We start from the raw sequence: 12,774 nt of genomic DNA, 5'->3' as shown, positions 1-12,774 counted from the left end.
CGTTAAAAATTGTCAGGCTTTTTATTAAAACATTCTACATTCCATGACCTATTTTCATATTCTGCTTTAAGATAATAATTCTTATCATTTCTATCTACTCTATCATGAAATATTGCACTAGATTTATATAATAATCTTCTATAGCCTTGAGTTTTTAACGTCATTACTACATCATACTTAGAATCATCTTCCTCTACTAAGTATACTCCTTTGTATTTTTTTAGTCTATTTTTAAATTCCTCCAAATCCTTAGATAAAATAAACTTTCCTACTTCAATATCATCATCTAAATTTATTCCTATAGTTTTATTTGTTCCTTTATTATCTTTTAAATAATTATCAAGAATTTCTAATATAGAATCATAATATATACTTGTAAAATCTTTAGGAATTCTTACATCCCAAAAGCTCTTTATTATATCATTATCTATTCTTTTAGATACTATATACACTTTTCCATCACCATATAAATTTCCACCATTTTTCTTATCTAATCCTACAATGTATTGGAATTTATGAATTTTATCATGTGATTCATGCATTTCAAAGATGTAATCTGGTTTCAGCTCTGATTCTTTGTCAACTTCTTTTGCTTTAGAAAGTATATCATATAGATCATTTATAGCTCTTTTATCTGTAACTATAAATCTATATCCTGGATCCCTAGTGTTCTGTATTATAATTTTATTTATTTTGTTCTCTTTTATATATTCAAAATCGTTATTTTTCATACGAAAAGATACCTTTAACTTATCTAAAGTAGAACAACCAGAAAAAATTATACTAAAGGCTATAAAAAGAAGAAAATAAACTTTTTTCTTATGTCTATCACATTTAAACAATATTTTTTCCTCCAGCTCCGTTAAATTTATTATTGTTTTCTAAATCTATCTATATTAAATACAAATATCCCTATAATAATAGTAAATAGACTTATAAACTGAGACGTAGATAGCATAGATACATTTCCTCTTGGATCTCCTCTTAAAAATTCAACTATAACTCTACCTACACCATATATAATTACATATAATGAAAATACTCTTCCCGATTTTTCAGCTTTTCTACTATACCAAAGCAAGAAAAACGCTAATAAGAAATCAAATATAGATGAATAAATTTGAGTAGGATGTAGATGTATATTTGATGGAGCAAAGGGTGAATTTGTAAACATAACTCCTATTGGTAACTTTGTAGGTTTACCATAACAACATCCCGCTAAAAAGCATCCTATCCTTCCAAACCCTTGAGCTAGTGCTACTGATGGTACCACTAAATCAAGCATTTTTAAAACATCCCAGTTCTTTTTCTTACAATATAAATATACTGAAATAGCTCCCCCTATTATAGCTCCATATATTACAAATCCATTGCCTAAATCTTTTAAAATCTCAGGATTATCTATTATATTTTTTATATCTACAATTATATAAAGTAGCTTTCCCCCTAATATTCCACCAATAATTCCCACAATAGCCATGTTAAATATGTGATCTTCATTATATCCTCTTTTTTTTGATCGTTTATCCAATAATATTACTGCTGCCAATATTCCTAAAGCTATCATTGCACCATATCCATATATTTTTAGTCCAAATAATTCAAACAACACTGGTTTCATTGTGTTTTCCTCCTGTTTATCAAATGTATCTTATAAATACTATTATATCATATATGTTTTCCTATATTGTTTATACGTAAAATAATTATATTTAATTTTTATTATATTTTAAAGTTGAAACTATATTTTTAAAAATAGTAGGCATATTTTCTTTAAACTTATCTTCTTGTACAAAAAAAGAAAATCTAATTATCTTATTGTCTTTATTCAGAAAATATTCATAACACCTAAAAAATTTATCTTGATTATTACATATAGTATAATTAATAGAGTAAGTAAGATTATTATTTATTTTTATATTTTCCATAACATAATCAGATATTTTATTTTGCTTTTCTGATATAGCCTTACTATTTTCTAAAAACTCTTTTATATTATAATTGATATCCCAAATTTGTATAAATCCATGGACTTTTAAATCCATTGATTGAAATTCATTATGGTATATAATCTCACTTTCTTCAAATTTTTTTTCTTCAGTCATCCAATCTTCTGGCAATCCATATTCTATTTCTCCATTTAAAGCTTTATATTCCTTTAAGTTTTTTATATTACTTTGCATTAATGAAGTCATTCTCATGCTGTTATTTATTATTTTCTGAAAAACAAACATGCTGCTCATTAAAATTAATATAACTATAAATACTGTGGTCTTTTTCTTATCTATAAATATGATTTTCATTTAACCCCTTTTAAATTGACTTATTCAAAAGGGACTCACCTCCTAAAAATTCTAATACTTAAATATATGATAGAAGGTTAAATAATATTAAAAAATAGGTATGCAATGCACACCTATTTTTTTGAAGGAATTAATATAGTAGAGTTTTTGAAATCATAAAACATTAGCCAATATCCATTAACATTATCTTCTTTAGATTTTGAAGGAACCCAAGTTACAAATCCTGTTTTCCCTCTAAATGGTTGATGCTTTAATTTCTTAGTACCTGGTATACCATATATTAAATATTTCATTTTTCCTTCATTATCAAATTTATATCCAACTATAAAATGATTATATGCTTCAATATATTTATAATAATTAATCATAGGATAATAAAACGTAGTATATTTATTATAATCTCCTATATAATACATATCCATAATACTATTTACCGGTACTCTATACCATTTACATCTTTTTATATCCACTATTGTATTAGAAACATCTTTAAAATCTTTAGCTATGCCTCTAAAGAACGTTCCTGTTTCTCCTGTAGGATAATCAGTATGATTATTATGTGTATCTGCTATAAATATTTCATTCTCTCTATTGTCTGATTCACTATTTTCATCTTCCACAGTTTCATATACTTTTTTATTAACTTCTTGCGAGTAATCTTTTCTTGGTTTATATTCCTGATTATTTTGTGTTTTTATTTCTTTTACATCATCTTCTAAATCATCTACTTTTGTATCCTTTTCTAAGTCCACTACTTTTATATCCTCTTCTTGAACTTCCGATTTTTTAAATGTTTCCACTTCTGTCTCTTGTAGTTTAGCTTTATTATTTTCTTCTTTGACATCTTTTGCTTTGATATCTTCAATTTGTTCTTCATACTTATCAAATACATTTATTTCTTCTTTAGTTTTTTTAACTTCTTTAGCCTCTTTTTCTTTCTTTTCTTCAGCTTTAATTTTGTCTTTATTAGCGCTTGATTCTAATAATTCAAACTCTCTCCACTTCAAATTGTCTGTTGTTAAAAATCCACTTAAAACAGGTATTATGTTTTTATCTAGTATTTTTGCAACTACTGCCCCTGATATATTGTCTATAGGCAATTGAGTATTTGCTATATCGTCGCTGTTATATTCGTAGGATACGTCTGCTCTACCATAATCATCTATGTTCAGTTCACCTATTCTTATTAGTTTATTAGTTCCTTTTTTACCTAAAATTAATACCATGTAATAAGGAGCATCTTCTTTTTTAAGGTTCTGTACATAGTAGGAAACTTTACATTTGTCATTCTTTAATTCTAGCTTAACATAACCAGTAGGCAATTTGTCAGAGGCCAAAGCATATCCTTTTTCGTCTTCCTGCAATATTATAAAATACCTGCTATAATTCTTTTTTTGTGCCAATTGATGTACCCCCATATATTTATTCATTATAATATATGAGTATTAATACAAAAAGTGAACAAGAACTTAAAAATAAAAATTTTTATATTAATTCATGCAAACTATCGGATAAGATAGCGAATTCTTCTACAGATAGAGTTTCTCCCCTTCTTTTAGGATCTATGTTAGAAACCCGAAAAGCCTTTTCTATTATTTCTTTATCTAAATTACTTAAACTCTTTATAACATTCCACATAGTCTTTCTTCTCATATTAAAAGCAGACCTTATTATTTTGAAAAATAATTCTTCATCCTTTACACTTACTCTAGGTTTTTGTAATTTATCTAATTTTATTATCACAGAGTCTACTTTTGGCCTAGGTATAAAGCTAGATGGTGAAACTCTTCTTATAATGTTTATATCACAATAATATTGAACTAGTAATGACAAAGAGCCGTATTCCTTAGCTTTAGGCTTAGCTGACATTCTCTCTCCAACTTCTTTTTGTATCATTACTGTTAATGATTTAAAATTTACTCCTTGCTTTAATATCTTAGCTATAATGGGAGTAGTTGCATAGTATGGCAGATTGGCAACTAATTTTAAATTTTTTTTACCTAATACTATTTCATCGAGTTCAATTTTTAACACATCTTCATTAATAAGAGTTAAATTATTATATTCTTTTAATTCTTCTTTTAATATAGGTATTAATTCTGAATCTAATTCTATAGCTATTACTTCTTTGGCTATACTTAACAATTCTCTTGTTAGTGCTCCTGATCCTGGTCCTATTTCTATAACTACATCTTCTTTTTCTATATTTGCACCTTCTACAATATCTTTTATAACTCCATCATCTATCAAAAAATTTTGTCCCAAACTTTTTGTAAAACTAAAGTTATATTTATTAACAATATCCTTAGTATTATTTTTTCCCATAACTACTCTCCTCATCTATTTTTCTTATTCCATTTAGAAACTCTTCTCTTGTTATTCCATAATTATTTAACCTAGTTAGAAATTGAGAAGTATTACAATATCCTATTCTTAAAACCTTAGCAAGTTTATCTCTTCTTTCCTTAGAATCCGTAGCTCCACTTAATCCATATACCATCATATCTTGTATTGAAAACTCTTCTCTTTTTATTTTAACATTACACTTTGCAGAATTTAAAGCACTTATTATAGCTTTAGGTGATGCATTTTCAACTCCAATATCTCCATCTTTGTAGCCTTCTCCCTTAGATATATAAGCATGCCTTACTCCTTCAACTCTTTTTGATATAATTTTTCTTATTTTTTCACCTGCAAAATCAGGATCTGTAAACACAATTACCCCTTGCCTTTTTTGTGCTTCTTTTATTCTATTTATAACTTTTGCATTTATACCAAAACCACCTACAGCAATAACCTCTGCATCTACTGCTCTTTTTACCGCAGTTATATCATCTCTGCCTTCTACTACTATAACCTCTTTAATCATTACAAAACCATCTCCTAAACTTATGTACAAATAGAAAAATAGGAGCCTTAGGCTCCTTTTACTTGTCTACTTTAATATATATACATTTACCCATTTAACTCCCCAGTTATTTGCTTCACTATTGCTAGAAAGATAGACATCTATTCTATTACCTTTTATAGCTCCTCCTGTATCTTCTGCAATAGCATATCCATAACCTTCTACATATACCTTTGTTCCTAGAGGAATTACTCTTGGGTCCACTGCTATGGTACTATATCCTCCCTGAGATCTTTTTGCTACAGTTCCAGTAGCTGTTATACCGAAACCTGGATCTCCTGGATTTTTGCCTGTAGATTCATAATCTGAAGTATAAGCTGTAGCTCTCATTTTCATAGCATTAGCATATTGAAAATTCCCTCCTCTTGAAGGAGTATATGATGATACATTGCCCATAGCCACGATTTTTTCCACTGGTTTTTTAGTAACCACCTCGCTTATAACCCTTCTAGTAACTTCTTTACCATTTTCATAAGTTACCTTTGTTGTTATAACTTTTTCACCAGGTTTTCCTTCCTGGATAATTTTATTTTCATCTTGTCCTATATTATTGTCTTGCTTTGTGACTGTTGAAAAGTTAATTGACTTTACCTCTTTTAATACTTTTGAATCTACTCTAACAATAGCCACTTTGAGTCCATCTTTTACTGTTTCTGATTTAGAAGGTAAAATTTTATCTTCATTTTTAATTTTTATACCCTCTGCTTTTAACATTTCATTAATATTATCTTCTGCAGATTTTATTGATAATCTTTTACCATCTACTTCTAACTGAACATTAACTGCTCTTTTTATATATATTTTATCGCCATTATTTACTACGCTGTCAATTTTAGGTATTACCTTATCTTTGGGTCCTACCTGTATACCATTCGTAGACAATACATCTTTAATATCAGATTTAAATGTAATTATCTTTTTTTCTTTTCCATCAACATTTACATAAAGGGTCTTTTTTGTGCTAAATACAAGTACTGATATTGTTACTAGTACAAGAATTGCAATAAAAACTGCTTTATTTCCATTTAAAAAATATTTGTTGATAGACTTCTTACATTCTTCCACCAAAAAAACCTCCCTTGGCAAAACCAATAAACATTCGTCAATTATAAATGTCATTTTCGATTTTGTCAAATTTGAATATAATTTTTAATATAAAATGCATTAATATGCATAAAATTATAAATAATTTATAATTGCAAAATTTAACATTCTTATGGTCTAAGGTGGATATTATTTATTCTATATTTAAAATGTTATTACCCTTTATTTGCTATATGTTCTTTGTTTTAATTAATTATATGTTTGTAGCATAAAAAATACTACGTATATTTTATATTATTATTTTATATTAAGCAAATGTTTTGTATTTAATATTACTTGATTATTAAGCTCTTCTTCTGATATTTCTTTAATTTTAGCTATTTTTTTGATAATCTGTTCTATATACTCTGATCTATTTCGTTTTCCTCTATGGGGCTCCGGTGCCATATATGGGCAATCCGTTTCAACTAATATCTTATCTATAGGAACCTCTTTTGCTACCTCTAAAGTTTTCCTAGCATTCTTAAAGGTTACAACACCTGTAAATCCTATATAGTAACCCAATTTTAAGCATTCTCTTGCAAATTCTACACTTCCCGAGAAACAATGGATTACCCCATATACTTCTGGGAACATTTTTATTATATCTAAAATGTCTTTATGAGCATCTCTGTCATGAATTACCACAGGCAAATTTAATTCTTTTGCTAATTTCATTTGCTTTATAAATGCTTCTTTTTGAACCTCCTTCGGTGGATTATCTTCATAGTAATAATCTAGTCCTATTTCCCCAATAGCTTTTACTTTAGGATAAGAAGTCATATTTTTTATTTCATTTAACATATCTTCATCTACCGTATCAGCATATTCAGGATGAATTCCTACAGCAGCATAAAAGAAATCATTATTCTTAGCTAAATTTAATGAATCTACAGCTCCTTTAAAGGAAGAACCACAATTTAACACTCCAATAATATTATTATTTTTTAGTTCTTCTAAAACCTTTATTCTATCTTCATTAAATGAATCATCATCATAATGAGCATGTGAATCAAATATTTTCATTTTCATTTTCCTTTCAACCTTTATAACTTATGGTAAAAGAGATTTATTACATAATATTACCATATAATTATTTTTTATTCATATTATATTAAAAATATATTTCCGTGAAGAAAATAGCTTATAAGCTATTACTTATAAGCTATTTATGATATTATCTAACTTGACTTCCTGTTGGTAGTTCACCTGGAATACTCACAGTAAATAACTTACTATCATCATCTGTAGCAGCTGCTAATATCATTCCTTGGGATAATTCTCCTCTTAATTTTGCTGGCTTTAAATTTGCAACTAAAACCACAGACTTACCTACTAGTTCTTCTGGTTTATAATATTGAGCAATTCCTGAAATTACTTGTCTTTCTTCTCCACCTAAATCCACTTTTAATTTTAAAAGTTTCTTTGCACCTTTTACTGGCTCACAAGAAATTACCTTTACTACTCTTAAGTCAATTTTATCAAAATCGTCTATAGTTATTTCTTCTTTTATAGGTTTAATTTCTTTCTTTTCCTTCTTCTCTTTTAGACTATTAAGTTCTTCAATTTTAGCTTCTACATCTATTCTTGGGAATAATGCATCACCTTTTACTACTTTTGTACCAGCCTTAGTGCCATCAAAGGAAGCTATACTATCCCAAGTAGTTAAATCTACATTTAATTGTTCATTTATTCTTTCGCTAGTCTTTGGTATGAATGCAGATATAAGAACTGAAATGATTCTCAAAGTTTCTGATAGATTATATAATACAGTTCCTAGTCTGTCCTTTTTATCTTCATCTTTAGCAAGTATCCAAGGAGTCGTTTCATCTATATATTTATTTGCTCTTCCTATAAGTGTCCAAATCTCATCTAATACTTCTGGTATTTTTAATTTTTCCATATTATTTTCAACTTTTTCTCTAGTATCTAAAGCTAAATTTATAAGTTCATCGTCAATAGGTTCTTTGGCTATAGGTGCTGGCATTATCCCGTTGAAATATTTTTGTACCATAGCTACAGTTCTTGAAAGTAAGTTTCCTAAGTCATTTGCTAAATCAGAATTTATTTTCTTTATGAATAATTCGTTATTAAATAATCCATCTGATCCAAATGGGATTTCTCTTAAAAGATAATATCTAACTGTATCTTCACCAAAATGATCTACTAAAACAACTGGATCCACAACATTCCCTTTTGATTTAGACATTTTTCCACCATCAACTAAAAGCCATCCATGACCAAATACTTGCTTTGGTAGTTCAATTCCCAATGCCATAAGCATAATAGGCCAATATATTGTATGGAATCTTAATATATCTTTTCCAACTAAATGTACATTTGCTGGCCAAAACTTTTCTAATAGTTCTTGATTATCACTATTGTATCCTAATGCTGTTATATAGTTAGATAAAGCATCTATCCAAACATATATAACATGCTTATTATCAAAGCTTACAGGTATACCCCAGTCAAATGAGGTTCTTGAAATACATAAATCTTGCAACCCTGGTTTTAAAAAATTATTTAACATTTCATTTTTTCTTGATTCTGGTTGTATAAAATGGGGATTTTCTTCTATATATTTAATTAGTCTATCTGCATATTTAGACATCTTGAAGAAATATGCTTCTTCCTTTGTCTTTTCTACAGGCCTTCCACAATCAGGACAATTGTGATCATCTAGTTGTGATTCTGTCCAGAAAGATTCACAAGGTGTACAATACCATCCTTCATATTCACCCTTGTATATATCTCCTTGTTCGTATAACTTTTTGAATATTTTTTGTACAGATTCTATATGATAATCATCTGTAGTTCTTATAAATTTATCGTAGCTTATATTCATTGATTTCCATAATTCTTTTATGCTGTCAACCATATTATCTAAATACTCTTTAGGTTTTAATCCCTTTTCTTCCGCTACCCTCTGAATCTTTTGCCCATGTTCATCTGTTCCAGTTAAGAATAATACATCATGCCCAGTTAATCGTTTAAACCTAGCTAATGCATCTGCTGCAACTGTAGTATAAGTATTCCCAATATGCAATTTAGCTGATGGATAGTATATTGGTGTAGTAATGTAAAAAGTTTTTTTATTCATATTAAACTCCTCCTATAATTAATTTTCTAAAATTTAATTGTATAAACAAAAAAGCCTCTATACGAAATATTCCGTATAGAGGCGTATTGCTCAAAACGCGTTACCACTCTAAATATATCTTATTTTCACAAATAAGACCTCCATAAGTGACTATATAATCACTTTGCAATTTAACGGTTGCTACCGTAGTACTTTACTCTAATTTCAAATACTATGCTTCAGGTCCATATTCATAAACTCTTAGTATTGTGAGCTTTCACCTTTCCTCACTCTCTTTTAAATACCTTAGGTTTACTACTCTTCCTTTCATTGCATTTTAATATCATGGTTCAAAGTAATAATATTATATATATTTTACAATGTCAACTAATTTTATACTAATTATATTTGAAATTTCTAACTAGTCAACTTTTCTTAAACTCTCATATGCCTTTTTCACTTCTTGTAAATCTCTGAAAATATACTGCTTTTTCCCTTCATCTCGTAATACCGCTGCTGGATGAAAAGTGGCTGTGATAAAGCACCCTTTTCTTTTTATCCACTTTCCTCTATCCCTAGTTATTCTCCATTGATCACTTATAATCTGATTAGTAGCTATAGCACCTAAACATACTATTATTCTAGGCTGAACTAGTGCAAATTGATTTCTTAAATAAGGTATACAAGCTTTAATTTCATCTTCTTTAGGATTTCTGTTGTTTTCAGGTCTACATTTACAAATATTACATATATAATAATCTCTTTCTCGTATTAAGTCTAAGCTATTCAACATCTTTGTAAGAAACTGTCCTGCCCTACCTACAAAGGGTCTCCCCGTTTTATCTTCGTCTCCTCCTGGAGCTTCACCAATAAACATTATATCAGCCTTAGAATTTCCTTCTCCAAAAACCATATGAGTTCTATTTTTAGATAAATCACACTTGTTACAAGCCAAACAATTATTATGTAGTTCTTTCCACCCTAACACAAAACTTCACTCCAAACAAATATTTCACAAATTTAAACTAAACTTCGATATCATTAAACATAGATACTCCTTTATTTTTCAAGAAATTATACATGAAAATATCTATTAAAGTATATATTGCCATAATAAGTAAAACGGTGATGGTTAAATTTAAATTTAGATCTATAAATGTAATAGCTGTTATTACTGCTATTATTATATTTAACACCATATTACCTACTATATTAAGATTTTGCTTTACTGCTTTTTGTTCATTATCCCAATTTAACTTAGGATAATATAAATCTATAATCAAGCCCATTAATGATGAAAAAAACATAGCTGGTATGGCTATAATAACTATACTCATAGCAACAATTAAAGGAACTTTAATTATTAAATTTACTAATAGTAGAATAAGGAATGTACTTACAACTTCTATTATAACCGCTGTTAATATCTTAGATATAAACAGCTTCTTTATATCTAGTGGTATAAATTTATTGAAATATAGATTTTGTCCTTCCCGTGATATTGAAGATGCAGCTATACCATTTGTGGCAGTTATAAATAATATAACTGAAAAAGCTATAATAACTACAGTCTTCATCCCATTACTATCTTGCAACATTGCATTTGCATATTGTGTTATTTCATTTATATCTTTCTGCATAGCTATAGGTAATATAAAAAATATTGGCCATAAAAAATTCATCAATATACAATTTATAAAATATATAGGTGTTCTTAAAAGTACTTTTATTTCTTTTAAAACATAAGATATAACAACATCTCTTTTTGTGGTATACTTATGTAATTTATTATCTTCTATCACCTTTCTTGTGGATGTAGTTTCTGATATTCCTACAACTCCTTTTAAATAAAGTTTTTCTGCTATATATATAAATATTACTAAAAATAATAAAGTTATTATTAAAAATAAACAAATATTAATAAATCCTTTGATATTATTATGTTCTACTAAACTATATACTCCTGATTTAGTAGTAGTAAAAATTTTGGATAAAACTCCTACGTATTTATTCTTAATTCCCATTATTATATTTTGAATCTGATCTTTACTTTGATCTTTAGAAAAAGTACCTTGTATAAGTAGATTAATTCCTATACCTATACCTAATGCAATAACTCCACTAATCATCTTAAATCTATCTTTGTTTTTTCCTAAATTAGAAAATCTCATGATTATCATTATTAATATAGTACATAGAATTGTTGGAACAATTGGATTTACCAAAAATATTATAGCTCCATAAATATAATAACTGACTCCTGCATTAATTTTTATACCATATTGTATCAATATAGGTAATAAAAATATTATTTCTGTTACATATTCATATATCACTATAAGTATTAATTTACTCCCCATTATTTCATATGAACGCAGTGGAAGTGGTAGTAAACTTTCTATATCCATAGAAAAATAAAATGTATTCATTACATGAAATATAGCAAATATGAATATAGCCAAAGAAGTAGCTGATAAACCTGTATATAAAAGTATACTTTCTTCATTTATTTCTTTTAATATATCATAAGCAGCGGAGGTTGCCATGGCAAAACTTTTTAAAAGAGGCGCAAATCCTATGGCTAATAATATTACCAACGTAATAGCCTTCTTTTTATCCTCTCCTAAATTAGTCTTAATAAAAACCTTTGTAAGAGATATAAATCTACTCATTTTCAGTTACCTCTAGGAATATTTTTTCTAAAGATTCATCTTCCTTAAACTTTTCCTTTATTTCATTAAGCTTTCCACATAATAATACTTTACCATTGTTAATTATGGCTAATCTATCACATAATTTTTCCGCTACCTCTAGCACATGCGTTGAAAAGAATACAGTTTTTCCACTTTTAACATGTTCTCTCATCATCTCTTTTAATATATATGCCGATTTTGGATCTAGTCCAGTCATAGGCTCATCTAATATCCATACCTCTGGATCATGTATTAAAACTCCCATAATTATTATTTTTTGACGCATACCATGAGAGTAACTTTGTATCCTATCATCTAAGGCATTTTCCATATTAAATCTTAATGATAACTCTTTTATTTTTTCTTCTCTTTTTTCTTGTGAAACTTTATATATATCTGCTATAAAATTTAAATATTCTATTCCCTTTAATCTTAAAAACATATCTGGATTATCTGGTACAAATCCAAACTGCATTTTAGCTCTCAATGGGTCTTTTTTTATATCCACTCCATTTATTTTTATTTCACCTTCATCTGCATTTAAAATGCCAGTTATCATTTTTATGGTAGTAGTCTTTCCTGCTCCATTAGGTCCCAAAAATCCAAATATTTCACCTTTTTCTATACTCAAGCTAATATTATCTACAGCCTTAGTAGTTCCGTTATAGGACTTACTAACATTTTCTAAATGTATCATTGTTATAA

Annotated in this window: 12 protein-coding genes and 1 other annotated feature; all 12 genes read right to left on the bottom strand. The window is 27.8% G+C overall.

Features of this window, described 5'->3' with window-relative positions; all coding sequences use genetic code 11:
* Positions 1-2: 2 nt before the first annotated feature.
* A complete protein-coding gene (locus B5D21_RS11465; RefSeq protein ID WP_011098565.1) occupies positions 3-842 on the bottom strand; it encodes a YhfM domain-containing protein in 840 nt (279 codons plus the stop codon).
* A 29-nt stretch (positions 843-871) separates the two neighbouring features.
* Positions 872-1,621 carry a prolipoprotein diacylglyceryl transferase gene (locus tag B5D21_RS11460; RefSeq protein ID WP_011098564.1) on the bottom strand — a complete coding sequence of 250 codons (750 nt, stop codon included), beginning with the start codon at positions 1,619-1,621 and terminating at the stop codon, positions 872-874.
* 91 nt (positions 1,622-1,712) lie between these two features.
* Positions 1,713-2,303 (bottom strand): hypothetical protein, encoded by a 591-nt coding sequence (locus B5D21_RS11455; protein ID WP_011098563.1) that lies wholly within the window; start codon positions 2,301-2,303, stop codon positions 1,713-1,715.
* A gap of 113 nt (positions 2,304-2,416) precedes the next feature.
* Complete coding sequence (locus tag B5D21_RS11450) at positions 2,417-3,706, bottom strand: DUF7922 domain-containing protein (RefSeq protein ID WP_035110913.1); 1,290 nt, start codon at positions 3,704-3,706, stop codon at positions 2,417-2,419.
* Positions 3,707-3,788: 82 nt separating this feature from the next.
* Positions 3,789-4,628 (bottom strand): 16S rRNA (adenine(1518)-N(6)/adenine(1519)-N(6))-dimethyltransferase RsmA, encoded by an 840-nt coding sequence (gene rsmA / locus B5D21_RS11445; protein WP_035110910.1) that lies wholly within the window; start codon positions 4,626-4,628, stop codon positions 3,789-3,791.
* Positions 4,615-5,172: a ribonuclease M5 gene (gene rnmV / locus B5D21_RS11440; RefSeq protein WP_035110908.1), complete on the bottom strand. Its 558-nt coding sequence runs from the start codon at positions 5,170-5,172 to the stop codon at positions 4,615-4,617. Before rnmV ends, rsmA begins: the two co-directional genes overlap by 14 nt.
* A gap of 66 nt (positions 5,173-5,238) precedes the next feature.
* Complete coding sequence (locus B5D21_RS11435; RefSeq protein ID WP_035110905.1) at positions 5,239-6,279, bottom strand: 3D domain-containing protein; 1,041 nt, start codon at positions 6,277-6,279, stop codon at positions 5,239-5,241.
* Positions 6,280-6,552: 273 nt separating this feature from the next.
* A complete protein-coding gene (locus tag B5D21_RS11430) occupies positions 6,553-7,326 on the bottom strand; it encodes a TatD family hydrolase (protein ID WP_011098558.1) in 774 nt (257 codons plus the stop codon).
* 145 nt (positions 7,327-7,471) lie between these two features.
* Positions 7,472-9,397 carry a methionine--tRNA ligase gene (metG, locus tag B5D21_RS11425; RefSeq protein WP_011098557.1) on the bottom strand — a complete coding sequence of 642 codons (1,926 nt, stop codon included), beginning with the start codon at positions 9,395-9,397 and terminating at the stop codon, positions 7,472-7,474.
* Between the two features lie 74 nt (positions 9,398-9,471).
* Positions 9,472-9,716: a binding site (T-box leader), on the bottom strand.
* Positions 9,717-9,797: 81 nt separating this feature from the next.
* Positions 9,798-10,364, bottom strand: coding sequence for a uracil-DNA glycosylase (locus tag B5D21_RS11420; protein ID WP_011098556.1), 567 nt, complete (start codon positions 10,362-10,364; stop codon positions 9,798-9,800).
* Between the two features lie 37 nt (positions 10,365-10,401).
* Positions 10,402-12,048 (bottom strand): putative ABC transporter permease subunit, encoded by a 1,647-nt coding sequence (locus B5D21_RS11415; protein WP_011098555.1) that lies wholly within the window; start codon positions 12,046-12,048, stop codon positions 10,402-10,404.
* Positions 12,041-12,766 carry an ABC transporter ATP-binding protein gene (locus B5D21_RS11410; RefSeq protein ID WP_011098554.1) on the bottom strand — a complete coding sequence of 242 codons (726 nt, stop codon included), beginning with the start codon at positions 12,764-12,766 and terminating at the stop codon, positions 12,041-12,043. Before B5D21_RS11410 ends, B5D21_RS11415 begins: the two co-directional genes overlap by 8 nt.
* Between the last annotated feature and the right edge of the window lie 8 nt (positions 12,767-12,774).

The organism is Clostridium tetani (genome assembly GCF_900167265.1).
Classification (GTDB): domain Bacteria; phylum Bacillota; class Clostridia; order Clostridiales; family Clostridiaceae; genus Clostridium_G; species Clostridium_G tetani.
This window is presented reverse-complemented; position numbering and strand designations above follow the sequence as displayed.